This window comes from uncultured Victivallis sp. (genome assembly GCA_944389935.1).
GTDB lineage: Bacteria > Verrucomicrobiota > Lentisphaeria > Victivallales > Victivallaceae > Victivallis.
Genome location: CALXOE010000013.1, coordinates 49,062 through 75,659, shown reverse-complemented (window position 1 = coordinate 75,659; position 26,598 = coordinate 49,062). Strand labels below are relative to the sequence as shown.

General features: G+C 59.4%; 17 protein-coding genes. 4 read left to right on the top strand and 13 right to left on the bottom strand.

The genetic code is table 11. The features are described from left to right. Positions 1-42 precede the first annotated feature (42 nt). Positions 43-2,010 (top strand): S41 family peptidase, encoded by a 1,968-nt coding sequence (locus tag Q0J85_RS06045; RefSeq protein WP_294479171.1) that lies wholly within the window; start codon positions 43-45, stop codon positions 2,008-2,010. A gap of 119 nt (positions 2,011-2,129) precedes the next feature. Here Q0J85_RS06045 and Q0J85_RS06040 read toward each other — a convergent pair whose 3' ends face one another. The 6 genes from Q0J85_RS06040 to Q0J85_RS06015 form a co-directional block, all read right to left on the bottom strand. After that, positions 2,130-5,303, bottom strand: coding sequence for a hypothetical protein (locus Q0J85_RS06040; protein ID WP_294479170.1), 3,174 nt, complete (start codon positions 5,301-5,303; stop codon positions 2,130-2,132). A 79-nt stretch (positions 5,304-5,382) separates the two neighbouring features. Beyond that, positions 5,383-7,443: an alginate lyase family protein gene (locus tag Q0J85_RS06035; protein WP_294479168.1), complete on the bottom strand. Its 2,061-nt coding sequence runs from the start codon at positions 7,441-7,443 to the stop codon at positions 5,383-5,385. A gap of 35 nt (positions 7,444-7,478) precedes the next feature. Further along, positions 7,479-8,096: a methionine biosynthesis protein MetW gene (metW, locus tag Q0J85_RS06030; protein ID WP_294479167.1), complete on the bottom strand. Its 618-nt coding sequence runs from the start codon at positions 8,094-8,096 to the stop codon at positions 7,479-7,481. After that, positions 8,089-9,210, bottom strand: a complete 1,122-nt coding sequence (locus Q0J85_RS06025) for a homoserine O-acetyltransferase (RefSeq protein WP_294479165.1) — start codon at positions 9,208-9,210, stop codon at positions 8,089-8,091. The genes metW and Q0J85_RS06025 overlap by 8 nt, the downstream gene beginning before the upstream one ends. A 91-nt stretch (positions 9,211-9,301) precedes the next feature. After that, a complete protein-coding gene (locus tag Q0J85_RS06020) occupies positions 9,302-9,808 on the bottom strand; it encodes a phosphoribosyltransferase (RefSeq protein ID WP_294479164.1) in 507 nt (168 codons plus the stop codon). A 21-nt stretch (positions 9,809-9,829) separates the two neighbouring features. After that, positions 9,830-12,151, bottom strand: coding sequence for a right-handed parallel beta-helix repeat-containing protein (locus tag Q0J85_RS06015; protein WP_294479160.1), 2,322 nt, complete (start codon positions 12,149-12,151; stop codon positions 9,830-9,832). A gap of 165 nt (positions 12,152-12,316) precedes the next feature. Between Q0J85_RS06015 and Q0J85_RS06010 the strand changes: the two genes are divergently transcribed. Continuing rightward, positions 12,317-12,817, top strand: a complete 501-nt coding sequence (locus Q0J85_RS06010; protein ID WP_294479158.1) for a flavodoxin family protein — start codon at positions 12,317-12,319, stop codon at positions 12,815-12,817. A 77-nt stretch (positions 12,818-12,894) separates the two neighbouring features. On the opposite strand, the gene Q0J85_RS06005 is transcribed toward Q0J85_RS06010, so the two are convergent. Next, positions 12,895-15,009 (bottom strand): polyribonucleotide nucleotidyltransferase, encoded by a 2,115-nt coding sequence (locus tag Q0J85_RS06005; protein ID WP_294479155.1) that lies wholly within the window; start codon positions 15,007-15,009, stop codon positions 12,895-12,897. Between the two features lie 396 nt (positions 15,010-15,405). Here Q0J85_RS06005 and Q0J85_RS06000 point away from each other — a divergent pair, with 396 nt between their 5' ends. After that, the gene (locus tag Q0J85_RS06000) at positions 15,406-16,380 is read left to right on the top strand and encodes a hypothetical protein (RefSeq protein WP_294479153.1); all 975 of its coding nucleotides are present in this window, start codon (positions 15,406-15,408) and stop codon (positions 16,378-16,380) included. An 18-nt stretch (positions 16,381-16,398) separates the two neighbouring features. On the opposite strand, the gene Q0J85_RS05995 is transcribed toward Q0J85_RS06000, so the two are convergent. The 5 genes from Q0J85_RS05995 to Q0J85_RS05975 form a co-directional block, all read right to left on the bottom strand. Next, positions 16,399-17,337, bottom strand: coding sequence for a hypothetical protein (locus Q0J85_RS05995; protein WP_294479151.1), 939 nt, complete (start codon positions 17,335-17,337; stop codon positions 16,399-16,401). Between the two features lie 81 nt (positions 17,338-17,418). Next, entirely contained in the window at positions 17,419-18,072 is a 654-nt protein-coding gene (locus Q0J85_RS05990; protein ID WP_294479149.1) for a hypothetical protein, read from the bottom strand. A gap of 67 nt (positions 18,073-18,139) precedes the next feature. Then, positions 18,140-19,711 carry a 3-phosphoglycerate dehydrogenase family protein gene (locus Q0J85_RS05985; protein ID WP_294479147.1) on the bottom strand — a complete coding sequence of 524 codons (1,572 nt, stop codon included), beginning with the start codon at positions 19,709-19,711 and terminating at the stop codon, positions 18,140-18,142. A gap of 136 nt (positions 19,712-19,847) precedes the next feature. Further along, entirely contained in the window at positions 19,848-20,699 is an 852-nt protein-coding gene (locus Q0J85_RS05980) for a metallophosphoesterase (protein WP_294479145.1), read from the bottom strand. After that, positions 20,696-22,798 (bottom strand): GreA/GreB family elongation factor, encoded by a 2,103-nt coding sequence (locus Q0J85_RS05975; protein WP_294479144.1) that lies wholly within the window; start codon positions 22,796-22,798, stop codon positions 20,696-20,698. Before Q0J85_RS05975 ends, Q0J85_RS05980 begins: the two co-directional genes overlap by 4 nt. Before the next feature lie 210 nt (positions 22,799-23,008). Here Q0J85_RS05975 and Q0J85_RS05970 point away from each other — a divergent pair, with 210 nt between their 5' ends. Next, the gene (locus Q0J85_RS05970) at positions 23,009-24,076 is read left to right on the top strand and encodes a glycoside hydrolase family 43 protein (protein ID WP_294479142.1); all 1,068 of its coding nucleotides are present in this window, start codon (positions 23,009-23,011) and stop codon (positions 24,074-24,076) included. Here Q0J85_RS05970 and Q0J85_RS05965 read toward each other — a convergent pair. Then, positions 24,068-26,497 (bottom strand): homocysteine S-methyltransferase family protein, encoded by a 2,430-nt coding sequence (locus Q0J85_RS05965; protein WP_294479140.1) that lies wholly within the window; start codon positions 26,495-26,497, stop codon positions 24,068-24,070. The two genes, Q0J85_RS05970 and Q0J85_RS05965, sit on opposite strands and share 9 nt — an antisense overlap. Between the last annotated feature and the right edge of the window lie 101 nt (positions 26,498-26,598).

Sequence of the window (26,598 nt, the reverse complement as noted above, 5' to 3'; positions counted from 1 at the left end):
TTTAAAAAAACAATCAACGCAAGCTCAAACAGGAGGACAAAAATGACAATTTCAAAGATGTATGGGACGGCAGTGAAGAATTTTCTTTTGTTTTTTTCCGGGGAACAATTAATGAAACTGATGAACTGGTTTGTTTCTGTCATCTGTCTATGTTTGTCCGCGCAGGCCGCAGATGGCATGCCCGGTCGGGCGGAGAAGTTGATTTCCGCGCTGATTGAAGGAAACGCGGAGGCGGTTCTTCAACTCAGTGACGGTGATTTGTATTACTGGTATAAACATCCTTCCGATCAAACGTTTCGTGTCCGCCGGGAATATGGCCGGAATTATCGGATTTTGCATGTACGGGAATTTCATCGTTTTCGGGACGGGGAAACGATTTTCTGTGTGAGATGTGATTTTGCCGGGCGTCAGGCTGATTTTATGGTTTATTCTCCGCTGAATTCCCGTTTTTTTACCCGGGTTGTCGACCTTGGAACCGTGATGCCGGAACCGACCCGGGAACAGTTGTATGCGGATTTCGACTACCTTGCTGAAATGATTGAAAAGTTCAGTCCACGTACAGTCCCGAACCGATATTTGTATCATCTGAACCTTTCTGAAAAACTTGCCGTTTACCGGCGTAGAATTTCGGAAATTCATTCTCTTGTGGATTACGCCGCACTGGTGGAAGCCGCCCTGCAGGCCTGCAAGGGAAATCATCTGTGGATCGCCAACGATCTTGTGGCGTATCTCGACAACCCGGAAAACGCGTTGTCGGAAATTGTCGAAAACGGTTATCTGGTTGTTCCGGAAGCGATTCCTGTCAGTTATTTTCTGAAGCGCTGTTTGTGGCAATCCTCGCCTGAACGTCCTCGTGTTCCATTGGTTTACTGCCGGGGAAATTATTACTTGAAACACGATCTTTTGATCGGTTCGAAGCGATATCTTCGAGGGATGCGTCTGCTGGCAGTGAACGGAAAACCGGTCGGAGAAGTTCTTGCGCGGGTTCAGGATGCCTTGTCTGATTTTGATTGGGATCGAAAATGTTTCTTTGGAAATCACGATAGCATCGGAGATGATTTCTACTGTTGTCTGCCGGAATGGCAGTCGGAATCTGTCGCATTGACTTTTGAGCATGCAGGGAAACAAAAGACGATTCTTTTAAAGCCGGACGCTCCCGAAACGATCCGGATGGAAAAACCGAAAGTTTCCGCCGGATGTCTTCCGCCGACGGTCTGTTATCTTCCGGAACATCAGGTACTCTATATTCGGATTCCCGAGATGGAAAAATCCCGACTGGATTTCTATCTCTCCCGGATTCGAGAAGAGGTCTCCGAACAGGAGGTTAAAGCCGCCGTCATCGATATCCGCAACAATCCCGGCGGTTCCGATTGGGCCTGGACCAAACTGTTGGCACTGCTCCAGACCGGACGGGAAAACGATCTGTTGATCTATGCGGTCAACGACAATCCGGACGTGTTGCACTTTATCGCCCGTCGGCAATTTTCCAAAACCGACGAGCAGCTTTCCCCGAAAGAACTGGAGACAGTCAGTCTGAACTATTTCCCGCTTTCATTGGCGTGTCTCGGTGGAGCATCCTTTCTTGCCACGAAAGAGACTTATCCTCCAATCAGTGGCGAGTGTCTGTTTCCGGAATCATTACCGGTATATCTGCTGGTGCAGGATGTCTACTCTTCCGCCGGAAATCTAGCCGCGTTGGCACGACGATCTGAAAAGATCACTTCGGTCGGCTTTGACAATCCGCGTGACATCGGCCAGGGGAAAGCATCGATTCTTTTTTCGCTTCCTCATTCGAAATTGATTATCCGCACCAATGTCTGGACGGATTTTTCCAACTGCCGCGTTCCGGAAGATTGTGCGCACGTGCGGGTAGAGGTTCCGGTGAAATTAACACCCGAACAGCTCGTCGAATATCACAATCTGGAAGTCGGAGACGATCTGTCCTCTTTTTTGACCGGAAAAGATCCTTTTATGAAAAAAGTTTTTGAGTTGATCACATCGCAGCATTAAATGGGAAATACCTGTTATGGCACAGGGAGATGTACGAAACAGGCAGAGGTCATTCCATCAGTTTGATTGTGCTCCATAAATGATCGGCCTGTCATCGAATCTGTCTCTGACGGGAGACATTATTTGAATTTCACCTCATAGATGCGGGGAAGCCGGCGGGCCGGATAGTAGAGCGCGTCGCGCGCTTCGTCGTAAAATACGTTCGAGACTTCCGGCAGCAGCAGAAGCGGGGACTCCTCCGGATTCTCCAGATCCAGAATCCAGCACCCGAAATCCCCGGCGCTGCAGAGCCACCGGTTTTTCCTCAGTACCGCCGGATGTTGAATCGCGTGATAACCCGGGATTCGGCAGCGGGCCGCCCGCTTGTCGGAGGCGTCCTGCGCGAGAAGCCGGAGCGGTTCCGCCGCGGGGTCGTCGCCGGGAAGCGTGTAAAAGGCGCTGCCGAAATAGGTGCCGTCCTCCCCCAGCAGCAGGTCGCCGCTGCGGCGGAGCAGGAAATAGCCCGCCGCCGACGGGAAACGGCGAATCCGGCGGATGCTTTCGGTTTTCGGATCCAATGCCAGCAGCAGCGCTTGCTTCCAGTCGTCGATCGTGAAATAGAGCAATCCGTCGCGGCCGGGAAAAAAGCCCGAGACTTCACCCGTTGTCCCGGTTTTCAGCTCCGGACGGGAACTCCGCGCGTCCCAGATGGTTCGCCTGTCTCCCCCCTCCGGATCGCAGGAGTGCAGCGAGAGCGGAATCGAATTGCCACGGTTGCACGCCCCGCAGAGATAGAAGATCCGGGTGTTCGTGACGGTCAGTGCATGGATCTCCTCCCCCGGAAGTTCCGTGAAGAGTTTCCACCGGCGCGATTCGAGGTCGAAACAGCCGAGCCACCGGCGGCCGCCGCACCAGAGACGCTTCCCCGCCAGATACAGCACCGCGTGCGGCCGGGAAACGGGGAGCTCCGTCTCCAGCAGCTTTTCCGCCCGTCCCGTCGATGGATCCCATTGGTAGAGAATGGCTTTGTTTCCATGCGCCTGCCGGAGCGTATAATATTTCCCGTCGGCGAAAAGACTCCCCATCTCCCACCCCGCCCCCGGCAGCGGAATGGAGCGGATCGCGAACGCTCCGTTGAGTTCGGCGAGTGTCGCTTCCCAAACCAGCCGGTCGGGATGTTGATGGAGCAAATTCCCCGTTGTCGTCCGATATGCGATTTCCCTCAAAGGGTCTGTTTCAAGACGTTGATGGAGCGAGCTCCCCAGCATCTGAAGCGAATTTCCCAGATCGTTCCGGCAGATGCCCCGGTATGCGAGACGCCGGATCTCGGGCGCATATTGCAGAAGTTCTTCGTCTGTAGACTGCTGGACGGCGACAATCGCCCTGTCCTCACGGGACAGCGAATGTCCGAACTCTTTCAGGCACTCCCACGGACACTCCATGATGAATCCGCCCAGTTCCGATTCGCGCAGCCCGAAATAATCCCTGGCCGCCGTTTCCAGCAGACCGCCGTAAGAGGTTCGCGGGGAGGGGCGGAAATTCAAATGCTCGACGGCATGGCGGATCCTCGCCCGGAAGATTCGTTTGAACGTCTCCAGCGAACCGTCGCTGTTAAGGTACTCACGCAGAAATTTCAGTTCGGCGAGATGGGCTTCATATTTCGACGCGGGAAGCACTTTCATCGCCTCCTCCATTTCCGGGAGGCGGGTGTTCAGAAGCTCGCGGGCACACTCCCACGCCCCGCGCCGGTTCCAGATTCCGCGGGCTTCCATGAACGGGCCGGGGAAGTACCACTCCCCGAGTCTGACGAATTTTCCCGGCTTGTCGGCGTGTTTCCGGAAGAGAGCGAGTTCGTCCAGATCGGCCTGCCAGGCGAGGCGCATCGCCTTGACCGCGTCGAAATGCGGCAGAAGATCGATGCCGTAACGGATCGCCCCCTCCTGTTCAGAGATCGACTCCCTGTCGCCGGGAGAATGTTTCCGGTAAAGCATGAGGTGCATGGCGCGGATCTCGTCCGTCAGGCGGTTCAGCTCGGCGGCTTCCTCCGGGGAGGGTGTGACGCGCTGTTCATAGTTGAAGAGGGTATAAATCGGGCTGAGCAGTCCGGTCGGATGGAGGGTGAAGCCCGCTTCCCGTTTCGGGAACTCCCACTTCGGATATCGTTTCAGGAACGCTTCCGCGTCCCGGACAAAACGATTCAGAATTGCGATCCGTTCCTGCCAGGACAGGCCGAAACGCGCGTATTCTCCGAGCTGAAAAAAGATCTCTTCGTAGCGGTAACGCGGATTTTCCGGGTCGAGCACCCGCATGGCGGTGATCACTCTCCGCATCTCCGGGGTGTGCGGCGGCAGATTGGAGTTCAGATTCGGCGAGCGGCGCAGCAGCGCATAATATTCGTCAAAATACCGTTTCGCCTCGGCTTCGGCGGAAAACGGCACTTCGGAACTCGGGGTGTGCAGGGCATTGCAGATTTCTGCGGCAATCGGTTCCATCGTCCGGAGATCGGGAAAGACACGGTCAAGCAGCTCGTTGCCGTCCGCGGAGATGAGGCGCAGTTCCAGTGTGATCTCCCGGGCGTCGGAGCCCTGACGGAATTCGCATCGAATCTGTGTTTCCGACGGCAGAACCGGATGGATTTCCCCGGTGAGCGTCCGTTCCTCCTGAATCGCGGAGAGATGGTCGCGTTCCAGTAACAGGATCTTTTCCGCGTTGACCAGACGCTCCTGAAGTTCGAGAAGCAGAGCCGCGATTCTGTCGTGCTCCGCCGACGGAACATCGATGATGTCGACGAATGCAATGGAGAGAATCCGGGCGTCCGGAGCGGCACGTTTCTTTGCCGCCTCGGCGATCCATCGCGGAGCCTGCCGCATATCCAGACTCCGGCTCAGCAGTTTTGCCCCGGTTTTCGCGTGGAACAGTTCGAGATGGCTGGCCGAGAGGAGCGCGATCAGGTCGGCGTGGGGAAACAGCCGTTGCAGAATGGCCCCGTTCAGGGCGTCGAGGTGGTGTTCCCGGAGGACGATATCGATCTCGAGCCGTTCCAGCAGTTCGATCTCCGGATCGGAGGAGAGCGCGGCGGTCAGCTGGTCGACCGGTGTTTTCTCGCCGATCAGAACCACCTTTTCCGCGCCGCCGAGGAGCAGCGGCTGGATCAACAGCGCCGACAGCAGAAACAGTGCGGCGCCCGTTTTGCGAAAGACGGCGGGAGTGACGGATTTCCGATTCGGCATTTCCAGCCGCTTCAAGTTCCGCCGGAGGATCTCCGCACAAGTTCCGAATGTTCCGCCGATTTTCCGCTGGCCGGGCTGATTCATTTTCCGCTCCGTGACTGCTGCTGTTCGAGTTTCTGCTTCAGAGTCTTTCCGGAGATAAGACGTTTTTCTTCCGGAAATCTTAGCGTTTTTCTCCGGCCGGCCGGGCATCTGCCCCGACCTGTTCCATCGCCGTGTTCAACCGGTCGAGGTCGAGGGCCTGTTCGCGGCCGCGGAAAGAGATGCGGAATTGCTTCTCCGACAACCGTTTCACCACCGGCAGTTCATCGTTTTTCCGAAGCGGAAACAGCAGTGTCGCAAAACGGAACTCCCGCTTCCCCGCCGCTTTCATCGTGACGGTCGTCGCCGGATGCAGCCGCGCCTCGTTGCGTCCGACGTACCAGCCCGCCATGCGCGGCTCCGTCTGCCCCGAGGCGGTCGAGACGGTCAGCTCTTCCGGGAACAGCGGCACGATCAGCACATCGTATTTCCGCCCGAAATCGGACTTCACCGCCCCCGGAAACTCCGGAACTGCAACGGTTTTCAACGTGTCGAGATGAAACAGCAGCTCATAGTCGTGGGCCGCATTGTCCCGCGGTGTCAGCGTGTCGACGACGCAGAAGAAATCGGGTTTGCAGAACCGCACCTCGCGTCTGTGCACCGCCGGACGGTCCTGCCCGAACTCCGCATCGTAACTCCCTCGCGCGTAATCGAATTCCGGCGTAGACACCCAGCTGGCGTCGGTCGGCTCTTCGAGCTTCTTCGGGCCGCGACGGCTCTGCGGATTCCCGTCGACCAGGATCGTGTTGTGATCCGCCGCTGAGATTCCGTAACGCCGGGCGGCCGACTCCTCGTACTGTCCGCCGCCGTCGTCGAAGATCAACTCCTCGTTGCCCAGATAGAGGTTGATGTTGAGTTTGTCCTGGTGCTGATGTCCCATCCCGAGCGACCCGACGTCGAAGCAGAGATAGGCCGCTTCCGCCCCCCAGTCGGAACGCATGGCGGCAAATCCCGCCCACGGCAGGAAACGCGAGGCGGTCTCTCCCTGCGGCGGCATCCCGGCGGCGCGGCGGCTTGCCCCCCACTGAAAATCCCGCCGTTCGGGGAAGAGCCGGGACGCTTTCCCGAGCAGCGTGTCCGTGCGCAGCGTGAAACAGTCGTTCGTGCGCGGCTGCGTGAATCCCGGTGTCGCAAGCGCGAGATACGCCTCCGCCGCCTTTTCGAGCAGCGGCGCGAAGTCCGGCGGCAGCTCCCCCGTCCGGTGATGCAGCTGCGCGAGCCGGAACATCTGGCTGCCGCAGGTGAAAACCACACTGTGATAGTCAGGCGAAAGTTCGTCGTGCATCCCGTCCGGCAGGATCTGTCCGCGCAACGCATCCGAAAGGGTCCGGGCCGATTTTCGCCGGAACATCTCCGCGTCGGAGAACTCCGGAAAGAGCGTGGCGAATGTATAGACTCCGTTCATCTCCATCAGCAGCCAGTTGCCGCCGGTCGGGTGTTCGAGCAGATGCACGGCCTGTCGGTGCATCGACGCGAGCATCAGGCAGAGATTCTCATCGGTGAACTCCGGCGAATGGCGGAACCGGTCGAATGCTGCCGGCCAGGAGCCCATCAGCCGCAATCCCGCTTCAATCGTGCGCCAGGCGCTGCCCGGGGCATTCCAGTTCGGGGGGCAGTCGGTCTGGGCGATCCAGTCGCGAAGCTGGATATTGAATGCGCGCGCGTATTTTTCGTCTCCGGTTGCCGCATAGGCGTTCGCCATGTCATTCCAGAAGCTGTGACGGTTCAACTGCCACAGCCACTCGTGGTTGACCGGGCCGTGGATCGCGGTCGGATCGAAGAGATACCGGATGCGCCCGTCCGGAAATGTCCATGGAATGTTGACTTCCAGCATTTCGCCGCGAACGGCCCGCTCCGCCCGGTCGGCGTTGTATCCGCGGCCGGTCTCTGCACTCCCGGGATCCTGCGGCCGTTCCCGGAAATATCGCGCGACGGTTCGGATGAGGGTCTGCATGTCGCTGTTCCGCAATGCCGCGGCGTATTCCGTGCCGAAGCGGGCGGAGTCGAGATGGCGGAACAGCTCTTCCAGATGGCTCTGCCGTTTCTCTGCGGTGAGTTCGGGGAGTGGTGACGCGGCGGCCGCGGCCAGCATGCCGCAACCGGCGGCCACGGCGATCAGACGGGGCTTGTTGAGTTTCGACATGGTTTCTCCAATCGTGTTTGGCGACGGTGACGGAATTACTCTTTTTCAAGCAGAAACACGCAGCCGACCGCAAAGAGATTCGGCCAGTGGCGGGTCAGCAGCGGGAAAGAGTGCCCGATCGGAATTTCCTGAATGACCTTGATCCCCAGATGTCTGCACAACCGTCGGAAATCCTTGATCGTTCCGAGGTGGATGTTCGGCGTGTTGTACCACTGGTACGGAATCTCTTTCGTGCGCGGCATCGCCCCGGTCAGCATGAGCTGCATCCGGCAGGAGAAGTAGCCGAAGTTGATGAAACTCACCGCCGCGAGTTTTCCGACCCGGACGATCTTCCGCATCAACTGGTCGGGACGGCGCATCTGCTGGATCGTCTGGCTCAGAATCACGAGGTCGAACGAATTGTCTTCGGCAAAATCCAGTTCCGCATCGAGATCGCTCTGCACGACCGGCACGCCGTTGGCGATGCACTCCGCGATGAGATCCTGATCGATCTCCATGCCGAGGACTTTCGCGCCACGCTCGTGTTTGAGCATCTTGAGAAAACTGCCGTCCCCGCAGCCGAGATCGAGCACCCGGTGTCCGGGATCGACCAGTTCCGCAATGACCGCGAGGTCGGGGCGGTTTCGGAGTTCGGAGTGAAAATGCTTACCCACGGCGCGCCTCCTGACAGTTTCTCAGAAAATCACGGACCATCCGCCCGAGCGCATCAACCTCCAGCAGGAACGCATCGTGCCCGTACCCCGATTTGATTTCACAGAACGAGACGTTCAGCCGGTTTTTCAGCAGGGCGTACACGATTTTGCGCGATTCCGCCGTCGGGAAGAGCCAGTCGCTCGAAAACGAGATGACCAGAAACGCCGCTTTCGCTTTCGCGAACGTTTTGGCGAGATCTCCGCCGCTGCGATTGGCCATATCGAAGTAATCCATCGCCCGCGTGATGTAAAAATAGCTGTTCGCATCGAAGAGTTCGACAAACCGCCGCCCCTGATGCTCAAGATAACTCTCGACCGCGAAGTCGCGCTGGAAATCGAAGCTGTAACTGTCGGCATCCTGAAGTTCCCGTCCGAATTTGCGGCTCATCGATTCGTCCGAGAGGTAGGTGATGTGCGCGAGCATGCGCGCGGTCGCAAGTCCCCCCTCCGGCACCCGGTCGGGCGAGTAGTTCCCCTCGTTCCAGCGCGGATCGTTCTTGATCGCCTCACGGCCGACCCAGTCGAACGCGATACTCTGCGGCGAGAGCTGCGACGTCGTCGCGATCGGAACGACGCCGTCGACCATGTCCGGGTAGTTGATCGCCCATTCGAGCGCCTGCATTCCCCCCATCGATCCGCCGACGACCGCGAGCAGCCGCTTGATGCCGAGGTGTTCGACGAGCTGTTTCTGGGCGCGGACCATGTCCCGGATCGTGATGACCGGGAACGTGAGATTGTAGGGATTTCCCGTATCCGGATCGATCGAGCGCGGTCCGGTCGATCCGGCGCAGCTGCCGATGACATTGCTGCAGATCACGAAGTAGCGGTCCGTGTCGATCGCCTTGCCGGGGCCGACCATCTCATCCCACCAGCCCGGCTTGGGGTCCTCCGGCGTGTAGCGTCCGCAGACGTGTGCGTTTCCGGAAAGGGCGTGCGTAATCAATACCGCATTGTCCGCTTCCGGAGTCAGCGTACCGACGGTCTCGTAACGGATGTTCACCTGTTTGAGCACTCGTCCGCAATCGAGCGGCAGCGGCTCTTTCAGTTGAAAATTCAATGGTACGGTGATCAGCACCTTGATGCGCTCCTTCCCGGGCATAATTGCTCAAATTATGTAATATACACGTTCGGAACGCAGAATGCAAGTTTGCCCCCCCCCTCCGGCCTCAGTCGATCGCGGCGATGTACGGCAGATTGCGGTAGCGCTCGTCCGCGTCGAGGCCGTAGCCGACGAGGTAACGCTGCGGACAGAGGAAGCCGGCCCAGTCGGCGTGCGCGAGTCCATTTGGACGCGGAATCTCCTTTTCAACCATCACGGCGGTGTGTACGCCGGCGGCGCCGAGTGCGCGGAGTTTCTCGCTGACGTGCTTCAGGGTCGTGCCGGTGTCGAGCACTTCATCGAGGAGCAGAATCTCCCGCCCTTTCGGATCGAGTTTCAGCGTCGAACGGAAATCGAGAGTCCCGGTGCTCGTCCGGTTCGCGTAGCTTGCGACCCCGATCGAGTCGAGCCAGATCGGCAGAGCGATCGCGCGCGACAGGTCGGCGGCGAAGCAGATTCCGCCATTCATCAGCGCGATGACGGTCAGCGGTCTGTCACGGTAGAATTCGGTGATCTCGTTTCCCATCGCGGCAATGCGTTCGGCGATGCGCTCGGTCGAAAAAAGAATATCCATAGTGTGTCGGTTCTCCCGGATTTATTTCTCTGGTATGACGATATTGCCCGCCGCAACGATGTTTTCCACCGATTCCGGGTCGTAGAATACGCCGGGATTCGGCACGTTCGGGGAGGCGATGTAGCGGTTGTTCACGATCTTCACGTCCGACGCGCTCGTTACGAAGAACGCCGCCCGGTAGGGCAGGGGATCGCGCCGCGGCGTCGGATTCTCGAACGTGTTGTCGCGGAATGTGACGTTCCCCGCGGAACTGATGAATGCCACGAGTCCGAAACTGTCCCGGAAACGGTTGTTTTCAAACAGAATGTTCGAGAGAATCGGGTAGCGCGTCCGCTCGGTCGACGGATCGGTCTTCATGTAGACCCCCATGTAGATGTCGCGCGCCTTGCCGTCGTTGGCGACGTCGCGCGGATTCACGCTGTCGAACGTGTTGTTGCGCACGACGATGTTGTCCGCGCCGTAACCCTCGCTCCAGACGTTGAACGTGTAGCCGGTTTCGATCTTGATCGCTCCCATCTCATTGTGGCGGAAGCGGTTGTTTTCCAGCGTGATATCCCGCCCGAGCAGCAGGATGCCGCGCGCACGGTTGTCGTGGAAAAAGCAGTTCCGCACGATGATGTTGCGCGTGTCGTAATTCCAGTTGAAGAGGATGAAGCCGTCATCGATCGGCTCCGGAACCGGATCACGGAACGTGATTTCATGGATTCCCTTTCCGTTGTCGATCGTCCGGGTCGAGACCACGGTGGAACGGAATCCCGACGGGGAGTAATCACCGTGACGCAGTTCGACCGGCGTGCCGGGCGGATAGGTATCGATCGCGCGCATGTTCCGGGTGCGGACCGAATGCGTTCCGGATTTTTCCGCGTAACCGGAACAGTCGTGTGCATTCAGGCAGTCGTCCGCGCCGAGGCTGAATTCGCACTCCTCCATGCGGAAGAATCCGCGTGACCGCGCGATGTGGCAGTGGTCGGCCGTGCAGGTGATGACCCGGCGTGGAACTCCTTTCGGCGCGGCGATGTTGACCCGCCGGAACTCCCAGAACTGCTGCGTGCCGCTGACCACAAACGCATGTCCGGCGCAGGAGAAAATGTTGACGTCCTCGATCGTGAGGTGACGGTTGTCTGTCAGAGCAAAGCCGCCCATATCATAGTAATAGTGCTGCATCCGGAAGAGCTGTCCCGGCCGGAACCGGCCGAGGTCGTGCGCATATACCCGCAGGAGATTTCCGGAGAGCCATTCGGTTTTCGGCCGGTTCTGTCCCGCGTAGAACTCGAATCCGCGGTCGAATCCGCCCTCGATTCCGACCGATTTCGTCGCGGGATCGTAGCTGCTCACGATCGCGACGCGCACATCCCGGCGCGGAAACGTTTCGTACTCGACGAACTTGAAGTCGACACTCTCCGGCGTGACTGCCGCGACCTCGACGAGACTGGCGAGCGGATCTTTTTTCCACTCCCAGTCCATGTTGAAGTTGCGCAACACAAGCCGTTCACACTGTTCCACAAGAAAGTTCGGCTGCCGCTTCTTGAGCCAGATGAACGTCGCTCCGCCGCCGTCGAAGACGAAGTCGCGCATCCCCCGGAAGCGGAGCGGAACATCGGAAGTCATGCGGTAAACCCCCGGCCTGACCGTGAGGCGGGCCGCCCCGATCTCGCGGCAGTGTTCGAGTGCGCGGTTCAACGCGGGGATGTTGTCCGGATTCTCCGGCGAGACGCCGAATTCCGCGGCGTCGACGACTGTTCCGCCGGGATTGTCCGGCGGCTCGATCGTGAATTCTTTCGCCCCGGTCGGCAGTTTTCCGAGACTCCCGGTGAACGGTTTCGTGTCCGGCGTCGCCGCCAGATAGACTTCTCCGGTTCCCTCGGCAAGCGTAAAATCCATGATCTCCCCCTTGAGTTTGCGGAACGTGTGGATCTGAAATGCGTAATCGTCCGCCCGGGTTCCCGTGCGGAATTTGATCTTGACCGGCCGGAACTTCTCCGAGCGCCCCTCATTCCGGCGCATGGTGTCGAGTGCCGAATCGGGACGGGAGAACGGACGGCAGAGAAAATGGAGAAACTTCTTCTCCATGTCGGGCGAATCGATCCGGTATTGAAATGTCGCCACATAATCGGTTCCCGGTTTCAGCACGCCGGGCCGAGTGCGGAATACCGGAGTCCACGCTTCATCGCGTCCGGTCGTATCGATCCGCAGAATCGTTCCATCGCCGCTCACGGAACCGACTGCCGCATTGAGTGAGAAACCGGCGGCGTCGCGGAAGTCACGGAGCACCGTCGCCGTCTCTCCTCCCGAAGCGATCAGAGCCGCCGCCGCAAACAGCAAAAACGTGATTTTCTCGATCATGGTGTCCCTCTCAGATCCTTTATGGTTAAGATAACCGTTCCCGGAAAAAATGCGAGTATTTTTTCCAAAAAGCCGGATCTTTTTCTTGAAAATTAGGATTTCCTGATTTATATTGCCCTGTACGAGCGGGGACAGGTCCCGGAGCGGAAGAGGAAGGAGAAAAACATGCGGGCGCTGGTTGTCTATTCATCGAAAACCGGAAACACGAAAGCGATTGCGGAAGTCGCGGCCGAGGCGTTTGGACGCGATACGGTTCTTGCTCTGATCGCCGAAGCGCCGGACTATCACGAGTTCGATCTCGTCGCGGTCGGTTTCTGGATCGATAAGGGCCACCCGAATCATGAGATTCAGAAATACATCCGGAGATTGAAAGGGAAGAAAGTCGTGCTCTTTTTCACGCTCGGCGCGAATCCCGACTCCGAGCATGCGCAGGAGTGCCTGCGGAACGCGGAAACGATGTTCGCGGGCAATGAGATCGTCGGCCACTTCATCTGCCAGGGAAAAATCGACCCGGCGAACATCAAATGGATGCGACAGATGGTCGTCGGCGGTCCGCGCATCTCCGCTGGAGACGCCCGCTGGGGGCAGGCTGCGGAACATCCCGGACCCGATGATCTCATCCGGGCGCGGGAGGTGTTCCGCGAGATTTCCCTGCGATTGCAGTGAATCTCTCCGCAAAAAAACGCCGCGGCTTCCGAAAGAGGCCGCGGCGTTCTGCCTTTCTTGAGATCGGATCGGTGCGATTATTCGCCCATCTCCTTGAGCGCCGCCTTGCGCGACAAGCTGATCTTGCCGTTGGCCGGATCGATGTCGAGCACTTTGACCGAGACGTAATCGCCCTCGTTGCAGATATCCGTCACCTTGTTGACGCGGTAGTCGGCCAGCGCGGAGATGTGCAGCAGCCCCTCCACGCCCGGAAGAATCTCCACAAATGCGCCGAAGTCGCGGATGGAGACGACTTTGCCGCGATAGATCTTGCCGATTTCCGGTTCGGCGGTGCAGGCCGAGACGCGCAGTTTCGCCGCCTCGAGATGCTCCTTGTCCGGAGCCATGATCTTGACGGTGCCGTCCTCCTCGATGTCGATGGAGGTTCCGGTCTCCTCGGTGATCGCGCGGATGTTCTTGCCGCCGGGGCCGATGAGAGCGCCGATTTTGTCCGGATTGATCTTGACCACTTCGAGGCGCGGAGCGCGCGGCGAGATGTCCGGACGCGGAGCGGCGATGCACGCCTCCATCACGTCGAGGATCTTCATACGCGCAATGCGGTTGCGCTCCATTCCCTCGCAGAGCAGATCGATCGGAATGCCCGGCAGCTTCAAATCGAGCTGAAATCCGGTGATGCCGTCACGGGTTCCGCACACCTTGAAGTCCATATCGCCGAAGTGGTCTTCCGCGCCGATGATGTCGGTGAGCAGAAGCCGCTTGCCGTCCTTGCCCGTTACAAGTCCGCAGCTGATGCCGGCCACCGGCGCGGAGATCGGAACGCCCGCGTCCATGAGAGCGAGCGTTGCGCCGCAGACCGACGCCATCGAAGTCGAACCGTTCGAGCTCATGATCTCCGAAACGCAGCGGACCACGTAGGGGAAATCTTTCGGAACCACCTTGGAGACGGAACGTTCCGCGAGGTTGCCATGCCCGATTTCGCGGCGGCCGGGGCCGGTGATGCGGCCGACTTCGCCGACGCTGAAGTTCGGGAAGTTGTAGTGCAGATAAAACCGCTTCTTCGTGACTCCGGTTTCGCTCGTGAGGTCGTCGGTCTCCTGCGCGTCTTTCTCGTTGCCGAGAGTTGCGAGAACGAGCGCCTGCGTTTCGCCGCGCGAGAAGAGCGCGCTGCCGTGAACCACCGGCAGGACGCTGACTTCAGCGGAGAGCGGGCGGATTTCGGTGATCGAACGGCCATCCGGGCGGAACTGCTTTTCCAGAATCACGTTGCGGGTCGTCTCGCGGACGAGGTTGTCAAACGCGATCGCGGTCATGAAGCCGTATTCGGCGTCGCTCATGTCGGCGAACTGTTCGCGCAGCGCCTCGCGGACTTCGGAACGCAGCGTATCCATCGCGACCATGCGGTCCTCCTTGCCCGGGATCGTGCAGACTCCCTCGATGCGGTCGGAGCAGAACTTCTGCATGGCATCCGCGAGCGCTTCGGGAACGAGGTAGAGTTTGTAATCTTTCTTCGTGCGTCCGGCGCGTTTGGCGAGCTCGATCTGGGCGTCGCACTGCTTCTTGACCGCCTCATTGGCGAGATACATCGCTTCGCGCATCTGCGCTTCGGAGACGAACTCGGCTTCTCCCTCGATCATGATGACCTGATCGGGGCGGCCGGCATAGATGAGTTCGAGTTTGCTCTTCTCCATCTCGGCGCGGGTCGGATTGACGACGAATTTACCGTCGACGAGGCCGACGCGGACCGCGCCGATCGGGCCGTCGAACGGGAGATCCGAGAGCATCAGAGATGCGGAAGCGCCGACCATCGCGAGCACGTCGGGCTCATTCACGCCGTCGGCGGAGAGCAGCACACATGAGATCTGCACCTCATCGAAGAACCCTTCGGGGAAGAGCGGACGGATGGGGCGGTCGATCATGCGGCAGGTGAGGATCTCCTTGGTGGAGGGGCGGCCTTCGCGTTTGATGTAGCCGCCGGGGAACTTGCCTGCCGCGGAATATTTTTCCCGGTAGTCGACCTGAAGCGGGAAGAAGTCGGTCCCTTCGCGCGGGGCGCCGGAGCAGGCCGCGGCGAGGACGATGGTGTCGCCGAGGCGGACGAGGCAGGAACCGTTGGCGAGGCGGGCAACTTTGCCGGTGGAGATTTCCATCTCCCGTTCGCCGTCGAACTTGAAAACGATTTTTTCTTCAGCCATGATAGATTTCCTTTTCTCCTGTTGGGCTGTTTTGGGGAGGAAAGGCGTGCTCCGGTCGCGTCCGGCCATGGGCCTTTCGACTCGCGGAATCCCGGTATCAACCCCCGGAACGGATCCCGGATGCTGATAACGACCGAATTCCACAAAATCAAGCCGATGCCGGAGACACTCCTCTCCCGCGTACAATTAGAATAATATACCTTGTTTTCATGGAAAAGCAAATCATGGATGATGAATAATTTCCAAATCCCGATTTCAAGGAGGGGAGGGCGAAATACGCTGTCTCGAGGTCTGGATTTCCGTAAACGTTGTTTGATGTACAGTTGCAATTCCGTGGTTTCAATGGTATACTATTCGCGTGTCGGGCTGTTTTCGGTAAGAATGTGAGATCTGATCGTGAAATATTCATTCTGCACCTGTTTCGACCGGAATTATCTGGTGTGCGGATATACGCTTTTTCAATCATTGTGCAAACATGTACCTGATTTTTCTCTCTATGTCGCCGCGCTGGACGACGAGGCGTATCGGCTGCTTGCCATGGCGGGGGATTCGCGGCTGATTCCGATCCGGCTCGCGGATATCGAGGCGTTTGATCCGGAGTTTGCCCGGTGTCGCGACAACCGCTCCCGGGTGGAGTATATCTTCACGTTGAGTCCGGTTCTTCCGCTTTATCTGTTCCATCGCCATCCGGAAATTCAGGTGCTGAATTATCTGGATTCAGATTTATTCTTTTTTCATGATCCAGCTCCGGTTTACCGTGAATTCGAGGGGAAGTCGCTGCTCATTTGTCCGCATCGCTTCCCTCCCTCGCTGAAATTCCGGGAGCAGTTCGGGGTGTACAATGTCGCGTTTCAGATTTACCGGCGCGACTCTGAATGCCGGAAGATTCTCGAATGGTGGAGGGAACGCTGTATCGAGTGGTGCTGCGACCGGGTTGAGCCCGGACGTTTTGCCGATCAGAAATATCTCGACTTCTGGCCGGAAAAGACCGATTCTCTCGCGATCGCCGCCCATCCCGGCATCGATGTCGCCCCGTGGAACTGGATGACGATCCACTGGGAGCAGAGTCCGGATCACTCGTGGAATCCGGCCGGATCAGAACTCATTTGTTATCACTATCAGGGTTTCCGGTTTCTGACCTCGCAACTGGCAAGCCACAACCTCGGCAGTTACGGTTACCGGATGCCGAAAGCGCTGCTGCATTATCTGTATGGGACTTATGCGCGAGCGTTCCGGGAAGCCAGAATGGATCTTTCCCGGCGTTTCCCCGGGGAGCGGTTCGCCTTGAGCACTCAGGCGAACCGCACCGGTTTTTCGATTTCCCGCGCGATTCTTTCCGGCCTGAAACATCACAATCTGTTCCGGCCATGAGAGGGGAAACGATTTCGGTCAGAATTTCAGGAATTTCCGGCAGCATTTCCGCAGCACCGGTCTCCAGAACGGCATTTTTTTAAGCGTACAGGCTGCGAGTTCGCGGTAAATCGGTTTCCCGAAGCGTTCTTCTCCCCGCCCGGCGAGCTCAAGCGCAAATCCGTACTGGCGGTCGATCATCGCCATGATCCAGCCGAGACGGCAGTTCCGCTCCGTCAGTTCGATTTTGCTGTAGTCGTTCAGAAAGGCCGTTTCGCACCACCCGGGCGATCCGGGCAGAAGCGTATTGACCAGCCGTCCCCGAATCCCCGTAAAATAGCGGTCTCGAACGGCCGCCGGCAGATAGCGCAGCTGCTCCACCCGGCAATCGCTCATCCGGAAGCCCCCCGTTTTCCCCATGTACTCGAGCAGCATCCAGAATTTGTCCTCTCCTTTGTAGGCATCGATCAGGCCCGGCTCCACCTCCAGCGCCAGAATATTCTGCCGGACAGTTTCGTCCAGGGAGGCCAGCAGCCGCAGATCCATCCCCTGTGAGTCGCTTTTGAGTGCGTCGATGCGGGCGAGATTGAGCCGTCTCATGACTTCGGGCAGAGTCACCGACTTCATGCGCCGCCTCTCCGTCACCTGGAAGAACGGGGCGATATTCCAGTTCCGGAGTCGTTCCGTATCCGGCTCAAGGCAGCTCGAACACTCCGGTGACGCGGTCAGATAAAAATCCACTTCCCCGTTGATGCTGTCATGAACGAGTTGCGGAAAAAAACAGAGGCGGCGAAAACGGGAATCCTCCTTTTCAATATAATCCATCTGCCGCAGATCCGGGTCGAATGCAATGCAGACACTGTATTTCCCGATCACGCTCCATTTCCCGCACAGCCGGGTGGCGGCCCCGATATCGACCAGAACCGGCGGATCCTGCAGGAAGATTTCGTCCTGCAGAATTTTATCGAAGATGTTCATGCAATCCGTATTTGTATGAAATTCGTTAAGCATTCCGTTCCGGCGGACCGGATCTTTCCGGAGACGCTGCGGAACTGCGGATCACCGGGCCTTGACCGCTTCACTGAAGATTTCGGAATAGGCTTCGTACGCTTTATGATAACGCGAAGCGTAGGGCTTGCTGAAGCTTTTCGCCGTGTATTCCCGGTAACGCCGGATCTTCGGCAGCGCATGCGTGCAGAAGATCCGCAACTGATTGACCGTCGAGATTTCCACCTCACTCAAAACCTGCTCCCCGCGCAGACGTTCCGTGTCCGTATACCGAATCCCGAAGTGTTTCAATGTCGGATTCTCCGCGTCGAGAACCGCATTGCTCAATCTGGTGAAATTTCCCAGCCCGCGTACCAGATCCTGCAGCAGCTCGATCAGATCCCGGATCCCTCTCTCCCGCAGCGCCGTGTCGGGACTCGAAAGCGTCAGCAGAATCGAATTCGTGTCATCCGCCGCAATTTCCAACAGGCCGGAAATCGTTTCGTAATGTTTCTGCCGCCAGATTTCATCGTGGGCAAAGAGCTCCTGATCCTCAATCAGCCGGCTCGCGTGGTCATACGCCGCATCCCGCCGCCCGAGCAACGGCGGCAGATTCAGTTTGATGAGCTGGTCCGCGTTGCGCGGCGGACGATGAACCGGCGCCGTTGGACGGATCAGTTCCCAGGTCCGTTTGACCCGGTTCAGGAGCTCGTTGTGCAGATTCATTGGCCCGATGTTCCCTGTTCTGCCGCCCGGGCTCTCTCCCGGGCGGCGGTTGAGCCGATAGTCGCGCTTACGGCAGATAGGTGAACTGGAACGCCTTGCTCGCGTTCACCGCTTCACGGATCTTCTCGACGAGCATCTCGGGAACCTCGACGTTCGTCTTGACCACCGTGAGCGAAAGCCCGGACTTCAGATCCTGCGGCGCGCGGATGTCGACGATGTTGATGTTCTTTTCTCCGAGGATTCCGGCGATCCGGCCGATCACGCCCGGTTCGTCCTTGTATTCGACGAAGAGATGATGACCCGTCGGCTCGAGATAGAGCTGGTCGAAATCATTCAGACGCGAGATCATGAGATTGTTCTCCGTGATCGTGCCGCGCGCTCCCGCCTTGTAAATCAGATTGCCGCCGACAAAGAGGTCGATGGTCATCGCTTCGCCGTAGTGCTTGTTGTTGTCGACTTCACGGTTCACAAGCTCGATCCCCGCATCGGAGAGGTAGTGCTCCGCATCCGAGGGGGTCGTGTCCGGCGCGAATTCCGCCGCGATTCCGGCCGCGATCGGCGGCGTCATCCACTTCGCGTACTTCGCAAGGTCGCCGTAGAAGCTGGTTTCGACCCGGGTCGGATTCTCCTTGCCGAGATAGGCATTCGTCAAACTGGTCAGCACGTAGGCGAGCTTCTGATACTTGGCGTCGAGCCCGTCCGGCAGGGCCTTGTTGACCACGCAGTTCGTGATCCCCTGCTCGAAGTAGGCGATCGTCTGCTCGGCTGCCCGCTTGGCCGCGACGAAGTTCGCCTCGAACGTGTTCGCTCCGAGGTGCGGCAGCATGAGGTCGCAGATATCCGCAATCGGCTTCTCGCCGGCGACATCTTTCGGATAGACGTCGTTGCAGAAGTAGATCTTCTTCTCGGCCTTGACCGCACGCAGATCCGCCTCATTGAGAATTCCGGCGCGGGCGCAGTTCAGCAGCATCGCGCCCGGCTTCATGAGTTCGAGCAGACGGCGATTGATCATGCCGCGCGTTTCATCATTCTCCGGGATGTGCAGCGAAATGAAGTCCGACTCCTCGAAAATGTGTTCGACGGTGGTCAGTTCAACCCCGAGTTTATCCGCGAGTGCGGGTGAGAGCATCGGATCGTAGCCGAGCACTTTCATCTCGAATCCGGCGAGCCGTTTCACGAGCAGCTGCCCGATATGGCCGAGCCCGAGAATGCCGATGGTTTTTCCGGTCAGTTCGCGGCCCATGAACTTGCTCTTCTCCCAGTCGCCCCTGCGGGTCGAGATGTCGCCGGCGACGACGTGGCGGCAGACCGCCAGCATCATGGCGATCACCTCTTCGGCAACGGCATTTGAATTCGCGCCGGGAGTGTTCATCACATCGATGTCGTGTTTGCGGGCATATTTGATGTCGATCGTATTGTAACCCGCTCCGGCGCGGACGATAAGTTTCAGATTCGGCAGCAGATCGATGATTTCCGGTGTGATCTTTTCGCTGCGGACGATCAGCACCTCCGCGTCGGAATTCGCCTTGACCAGTTCATCGAGCGGTGTGGCGGCGTCGAGCACCACTTGATAGCCGCGGTCGGACAGCATGGTCGCCGCGAATTTGTCCAGTTTGGTCGGAATCAAAACTTTACGCATGATGATATCTCCAGTGTGAATGGTGGCTCGCTTCAAAAACGAATCAACGCGAAGCGGAATTGACGGATCCCCGCTTCCGCTTTCTCCTTAATATACCATGTTCCATCCCTTTTTTCAAGGAACGGTTTCCGGCGAATCAGGCGAATTCGATGAGAACGACCTCCCGCCGGCAGCCGATCCGCAGAGGAAAAGAGCAGTCCCCGATTCCGGAGCTGACGATCATTCGGGTGGTTCCGTTGCGTCGCTGATAGAGCCCGTAAGCAAGTCGGCAGCCGTACCGGCTCGAGGCGTAAAGCGGTCCGATCAGGGGGAGACGAACCTGACCACCATGCGTGTGCCCGCAGAGTATCAGCCCGACCGGATCGAGCGCATGCAGCGTGTCCAGCGCAATCGCCGTGTCGGGACGGTGAACCAGGAGAACCGGGAACAGTCCCGACGGCCACCGCTCGGGAAGATGTGGAGAGCCGTTCGCGAGCTCGTCGCAGCCGTAGAAGTAAAATCCCTCATATTCGACTCCGGCGTTGCAGAGATAACGAATTCCCGCCGCTTCGTAAAGTGATTCCCAGAACTCCGCTTTCAACCAGCTTTTACCGCGTTCCCAGTTCCCCGGAATCGCGAGCCGGAGCGGAGCGATGTCGCGGAATTTTTCAAGCAGTTCCGGCAGCGCGTCAAGTTCGATGGCATCGGTGGAGAGGTCTCCCCCCAGGCAGAGCACGTCCGGACGAAATTCCCGGACCCGTTCCGCGGCCAGTGTCGCCAGATGCCGGTCGCGCGCACTGCCTCCGTAGTGGAAATCGGTCGCAAATGCGATCCGGCGCCCGGCGATCGCCGGGGAGGCGGCGGGCAGCGTGTAGAGCACCGCCGTGACTTCTCCTCCCGCAACGACACGGACCCGGTTGTAGCCGATTGAACGAACCCATCTCCGCAACCGTCCCGGATGCGGAACGGTCAGCGGAAAATAGATCGACCGGAGCGTCCGGAGTTTCAAGCATCCAGCTCCGCGATGATCGCTTCGGAGAGCGGCCGAACCGCAGCGAGAACGCATTTGCGTCCGCCGGGCGCGTCGATCGTGTCGCCGACCTTGCTGTTCAGCACGGCCTGTCCGAGCCGGGTGCGATAGGCGAGGAACTTCCGTTCCGGATCGCCGTCCCAGGCGCCGAGAAGCTGATAGACTTCAACTTCGCCGTCCTCGTATTTGAGTTCGATCTCGGAGCCGATCACCGCAGTGTCTTCCACCCGGACCGAACGCATGTTCACGGGCTGGATGCGGCTGAGTTCGCGCTCGAGCTCCGAGCGGCGGCGTCCGAGGAAGTTGCGCCGTTCCTTGGCGGCGTCGAACTCGGAGTTCTCGCGGAAGTCGCCGTGAGCGCGCGCGGCCTTGAGCGCCTCGCGGTTCTCCGGAATATGAATGTTGATGATGTCGTCGAGTTCCTGCATGAGTCGTTTGTGCGATTTCACGCTCGTGTAGTTCGGCTCGTTTCCGGCGGGGGCGTCGGTGTCGATTTTGCCGATGCCCGCTTTCAGAATCCGCTGGCCCGCTCCCTCCTCGAGATAGCTGCGCAGTTCCGGAGAGACCCGCGAGAGCTTGACCATCAGGCTCTGCCGTTCACCGGAGCTCAGGAAGAGCGCCCCCTGCAATGCGGCGGCGAACATCGAAACGTCGTCTCCCGCTGCGTGAATCAGCTGTTTCTGGAAATCGGCGTTGTTCAGGAGCAGCGTCCGGAGTTCGCGCAGCGCCGCGCCCCACGCTTTCGGCAGATTGTCCTGCGAGAGCGCGCGGGAGACGTTGTCGACGTTCAGAAGCTGCAGCAGCTCCGCGCTTTCGCGTTTTTTGCGGTTTTTCCAGATCCAGAGCAGGAAGTCCGACGTACAGGCTTTCTGTTCGATGAAGAGATCGTAGAGCACCTCGTCTGCGACGTTCGCACAGATGGCATTCAACGACTTGAGCGGAACGCGCATCGCGCACTCCGCGAGGTACTCCTCCGGAAAAATCGCCGCCGTGATCCGGGCGAGCTGTTCGAGCTCTTTCGCCGGAAGTTCCCCCCATACCGCAAGGCAGTTGAGATCCGCCGACGCGGGGCTCGCGGGCCAGAAGAGCGCTTTCCCCGGCAGCGGCGAGAGCATCGCCTTGAGCTGTTCGACCGAGGCGCGCGGAGCGAGGCGCGCGACGATCGAGGCCAGAAGTTTTGAATCGCGTGCGGCAGTGTCCGGTTTCAGGTTCGAGAAGAAGCGGTTGAACGCGGCCGCTTCGGCGTCGGAGAAGTTCCCCGCTCCGGCTTTCTCTTCCGCCGAGAGCAGCAGGTCGACCTCCTTGAGACTGCGGCCGTCGCAGGCGCGGCGCGTGGCGGGCGCGGCGGCTCCGGCCGCGTTGTCGGCCCAGTATTTTTCAAACGCCGCCCCGTCGAGATTCCGGGCACATCCGTGCTTCGCCATGAGCCGGGCAACCTCGTCACTGACCGGAACGAGCGCCTTGCGTTTGATGATGTTCCGGAAATCCGCGGAGGAGACCATGCCGCGGCTGGAGTCAACGAGTTTGATGAGTTCCGGACCGGGCGTGAGCAGAACGGCCTCGCGCAGCACGATGTCGAGCGGAACCGCGGCACCGCCGCCGGTCCCCCCCCAGGTGTTGATCGCGAGCGACCCGATGCTGTCGAGCGATCCGGCGATGCCCCAGCGACCCGAGCTCGGCAGAAAGACAACCAGTCCGTTCTTGAGCATGCGCAGCCGCTGCAGCCGGGCTGCGAAATCGTTCAATGCGACGTTTTCGTCGCGGACTCCGAGCGCCTTCATGATCGGCGGCCGCGAGAGATAATTCGGCAGGACGGCTTTCACCGCCTGTGCGAGCAGCTTGCGGAACACGGGGGAATCGGTCATCGGCAGTCCTGCCAGTCCGATGCAGAATGCACCCTGTGCGTCGTCAAGTTCGTCGTTGCCCCACGCTTCCCAGAGCAGATTGAGCTCTTCCACTACGGATGCGGGGATCGGATTACCGGCAGTGGCCAGCAAGGCAAGGAGTTTTTCAAGCGTTTTCTTGTCAGGGGAGGTCGTTGCGGTGACCAGAAGATCTTCAAAAGCGGCTGAATCCATCGTTGTGTCTCCATCGTAAGCGCCGCGCTCCGCGGAGGGAGCGCCCCGCGCGTTTTCTTGCAAGTAATAAATATAGCCTCCATCGGATTTTTTTTCAACAACAGCACTCCGGTTTCCGACGATTTCATCTCTTTTTTTTTGTTTTCCTGTGGAAATCGGGACTCTGTGGCGTTACAATAATCAGAAATCCATTTCAATGAGGATGAAACTATGACGAACTTTCACTCGTTCCGTCCCGGCGAACTCTGGCCGGACGATCATGGCGTGCACATCAACGCCCACGGCGGCTGTCTGCTCCGGCACGGCGGAAAAATCTACTGGTACGGCGAACATAAAGTCGAGGGACGGCGCGGCAATCTCGCCCGGGTCGGCGTCCATGTTTACGTCTCGGACGATTATTACAACTGGCGCGATGCCGGAATCGCGTTCGACGTGAAGAACTCCGGTTCGACCGCGGTGCGTCCCGGCTGTGTCATCGAGCGGCCGAAAGTGCTCTTCTGCCCGCGAACCGGGAAGTTTGTGATGTATTTCCATTTCGAGCGCGACTCCTCGTATCAGGACGCTTCGATCGGAATCGCCACGGCCGACGCCCCCGAGGGGCCGTTTCAACTGCGGGAGATCACGAAGATCAATCCCGGTTTCTGGCCGGAAAACACTCCGCCGGAGTTGCGCGATCCCGCCCGGATCGCCGCGAGCGCGGCGAAGCTCAACCGTATTTCATGCGGCGAAAATCCGGAAGCTGCGCGCGGATCGATTCTCGGCGCCTGCGTTCCGACCGGGCAGGATTCACGCGATATGACGCTCTTTGTCGACGATGACGGCAGAGCGTATCTGATCTACTCTTCCGAACGGAACAGCACCACGCATGTGGCGGAGCTCACCGACGACTACCTCGGGCGGACCGGACGATTCTGGCGGATCTTCCCGTTCCGCTGGATGGAGGCGCCATCGCTCTTCAAACACAACGGAAAGTATTATTTCATCGGGTCCGGCTGCACGGGATGGGCGCCGAACGCGGCCCGTTCCGCTGTCGCCGACTCTCTGCAGGGACCGTGGACCGAACTCGGGAATCCCGCCGTCGACGACGGCGGCGAGTTGACTTACGGGGCGCAGAGCACCTGGATCGAACCGCTCGGGGGAGGGCGCTTCCTCTTCATGGCCGACATCTGGCGTCCTGACAACGCGATCGACGGCCGCTATCTCTGGCTGCCCGTCGAATTCGAGGGGGAGAGACCGGTCCTGCGCGCCCCGCGCGAGTGGTCGCTCGAATCACTGTGAAAGGCCGAGCAGCCTCTTCGCATTGCGGACGGCGGCCATCGCATCCGCGCCGTAGACCGCGCCGATCGATTCTGCGAAGTTCTCATCGACCGCGGCGCCGCCGACGAGGACCGGAATGTCGAGCCCCCGCTCACATGCCAGGTCGATGACGACTTTCATCTGCGGCATGGTCGTGGTCATCAGCGCGGAGAGCCCGATGAGCTTCGCCTTTTCACGGATCGCGGTTTCGACGATCGTCTCCGCCGGAACGTCCTTGCCGAGGTCGATGACCCGGAAGTTGTGGTTTTTGAGCAGCAGCGCGACGATATTCTTGCCGATGTCGTGGATGTCTCCCTTGACCGTCGCGAGGACGAATACGGGGCCGTCGCCGCGTCCGCCGCCCTCTTCGAGCAGCGGTTCGAGCTTCTCCATCGCTTTCTGCATGGCCGAAGCGCTCTGCATGAGCTGCGGCAGGAAATACTCCTTGCGCTCGAAACGGTTGCCGACCTCCGTGATCGCCGGAATCAGAATCTCATCGACGATCACCCCCGGTTTCGTTCCGGAGGCGATGACTTCATCGAGGAGTTTCAACGCTTCGCCGCGCCGTCCGCGCAGCACGGCATCGTAGAGCCGCTCCGGAAGCGGAAGCGTCTGCGGTTCCGTCGGTTTCGACTCCGGAACGGGTGAATTCCCCTGCGCCGGAAGCGCAGCAAAGCGGTTGATGTACCGCTCAAGCCGGGAGTCGCGCCCCGTGAGCGCGTCAGCGGCCGCAATCGTGTCGAGAATGCCCGGTGCAGCCGGATTCGCGATGGCCGAAGTGAGTCCGCGCCCGATCGCCATCCCGAGAAACGTCTGATTCACCACCGCCCGCGACGGCAGCCCGAAACTCACGTTCGAGAGTCCGCAGATCGTCGCAAGTTCCGCCCGGCGGCGGCACGCTTCGATGAAGTCGAGCGAAATCGCCGCCGCCTCCGGATTCGCCGAGATGGTCATGATGAGCGCATCGGCGACGAAGTCCGCCGAGTGGTAACCATATTTTCGCGCATGCCCGGCGATTTTCGCGAGGACCTGCATCCGCTCCTCGACCGTCGCAGGAATTCCCTGATCGGTCAGCGGCAGCAGCACGAGCATTGCCCCGTACTTCGCGGCGATCGGCAGAATCGCCCGGATCCGCTCCTCCTCCAGCGAGATCGAATTGAAGAGCGCCCGCCCGGGATAGAGCCGCAGCCCCGCCTCCACCGCTTTCGGATTGGTCGAGTCGATGCAGAGCGGAGTGTCGACCGTGAGCACGAGCTGTCCGATTGCGCGGCGCATCATTCCGGCTTCATCGATTCCGGAGAGACCGAAGTTCACGTCGAGCAGCGCCGCGCCCTGTTCATTCTGTTCGCGCGCAAACTGTTTCACGAGTTCGAGCGAACCGCTGCGCAGTTCAGCCTGAAGCGCTTTCTTGCCGGTCGGATTGATCCGCTCCCCTACGAGCGCGAACGGCTCCTCCGGCGCGAGGCGGCGGAAGCGGCCGGGCGAGGCGACGACGCCGCGCTTCTCCGGAACGACCGGGCGCGGCAGGCTGTTTCCGAGCGCCGCGTTCAGTTCCCGGATGTGTTCCGGGGAAGTTCCGCAGCAGCCGCCGATCAGATTCGCGCCGGCGTCGACGAGGGCGAGCGCAGCCTGGGCGAACGGTTTCGGTGCGAGGTCGAATTTCGTCACGCCGTCGAAGAGATGCGGCATTCCGGCATTCGGCTTGGCGACGAGCGGAATTTCCGCGTAGGGTTTGAGTTCGCGGATGATCTCCGCCATCGCCTCCGGGCCGGTCGAACAGTTGCAGCCGAATGCGTCCGCGCCGAGGGATTGCAGCGTCACGAGCGCCGAAACCGGATGAACTCCGGTCAGCGTCCGTCCGCCCGGCTCGAACGTCAGAGTCACAATCGTCGGAAGATCCGAGAGTTCCCGAACCGCGATGAGCGCGGCGCGCGCCTCCTGCAGGTCCATCATCGTTTCGATCGCAAACCCGTCGAGGCTTTCGCTCGCGAGCAGCGCGCGGATCTGGCGTTTGTAAAGTTCGACCGTCTCCTCGAACGCGAGTTCCCCGTAAGGTTCGATGAGTTTTCCCGTCGGAGCAATGTCACCGAACACATACCGGTCGGGCGGCAGCGCGCGGCGTGAGAGTTTCGCGAGTTCCCGGTTGAGCTCTTCCGTGCGTTCCTCAAGACCGAACTCCGCGAGTTTGAGCGGATTGGCTCCGAAAGTCGGCGCGTAAACAATATCACTTCCGGCGGCGGCGTAGCTCCGCTGCACGTCGAGGATCGCATCGGGATGGTCGAGAATCCACGCTTCGGGGCAGACCCCGGCGGGCATCCCGCGTTTTGCCAGTTCGGTCCCGGTGGCTCCGTCGAGGCGGAGAATGTGCCGGGCGGCGAGATCTTTGAATTCACTGCGTGTCATGCGTGTCCTTCCTGCGATGTTTTTCCTTATAAGATACCGCTCTTTCCGGAAAAATTCAACTAGCCGGGGTTTGAAACCTGCGCGGGAGAAGATATATTTAG